Here is a 1260-nt window from a genome sequence, read left to right as displayed (position 1 = left end):
CAGCAGGCTGCGCACGCCGTGCGCGGAGACCAGGTGGCGCGCGGTGAGCGCGCCCAGGCCGCCGGTACCGCCGGTGATGAGCACCGTCCCGGAGGCGGACCAGGAGCCTTCCGCCACGACGGTCTCGCGCGCCAGTCGTGGTGCGGTGAACCGGTCGTCGGTGTGGGCGAGTTCGGGTTCGCCGGTCGGGATGTGGTCGGGCAGGTCGCCGGTGGTGTCGAGCAGGACGATCCGGTCGGGGTGTTCGGCCTGTGCGGCTCGTACGAGTCCGCGGATCGCGGCCTGGTCGGGGTCGGTGGCGGCCTGGCGGGTGTGGACGAGCAGGGGCTGTTCGTCGTTCAGGTGGGCCTGGAGGAGGGGCAGTAGTTCGGTGGCCGTGGCGGCCTGGAGGATCGTGTACGACGTGGTGGGCTCGGTCGGCTGTGCGGCGAGCGGTGTCCAGTCGATGCGGTACAGGTCGCGGACCGTGCCGGACTCCACGGCCAGCGGCCGCAGCGCCAGCGAGCCGACCGTGGCCACCGGAGCCCCCGCCGCGTCGACCGCGTCGATGCGGTAGGCCGAGCCGCTACGGCCGATGCGCAGCCGCAGCGCCGAGGCGCCGGCGGCGTGCAGCGCGAAGTCCGTCCAGGAGAAGGGAAGTTGCGCCGTCCCGTCGTCCTCGTCCGTCAGCAGGCTGATGGCGTGGAGGGACGCGTCCAGCAGGGCGGGGTGGATGCCGTAGCCGTCAGTGTCGGTCCCCTCGGGGAGGGCCACCTCGGCGTACACGGTGTCGTCCCCGTCCCGCCAGACCCCCGCGACACCCTGGAACAGGGTGCCGTACTCCAGGCCGAGAGCGGCCAGGTCGGCGTACAGGGTCGTGGCCTCGACCTGTTCGGCACCGGCCGGCGGCCAGGCGGACCCGAGATCGGCGGGCTCGACGGCCTCGGCCGTCAAGGAGCCCTCGGCGTGCAGCGTCCAGTCCTCGCCCTCCCCGCGGGAATGGACGGTGAGGGCCGGCTCGTCGCCCTGACCGACCCGCACCCGCAGGTCCACGGCACGGTCGGCCGCCACGACCAGGGGGGCGTGCAGGGTCAGGTCGCGTACGGTGCCGCAGCCGATCTGGTCTCCGGCGCGCACGGCGATCTCGACAAGGGCGGCGCCGGGCACGATGACCGTCCCCTTGACCGCGTGCTCGGCCAGCCATGGGTGGGTGGACAGGGACAGCCGGCCGGTGAACAGCACGCCCTCGCCGTCCGGCAGCTCCACCGCCGCCCCGAGCAG

Annotated in this window: 1 protein-coding gene; it reads right to left on the bottom strand. The window is 74.0% G+C overall.

Translation table 11 applies throughout. From position 1 onward, the window contains the following. Positions 1–1260 (bottom strand): polyketide synthase dehydratase domain-containing protein (locus ABZ854_RS37275; protein ID WP_361220509.1); only part of this gene is annotated, 1260 nt, incomplete at both ends.

It is taken from the genome of Streptomyces sp. NPDC047028, assembly GCF_040644095.1.
Taxonomy (GTDB): Bacteria; Actinomycetota; Actinomycetes; order Streptomycetales; family Streptomycetaceae; genus Streptomyces.
This window is presented reverse-complemented; position numbering and strand designations above follow the sequence as displayed.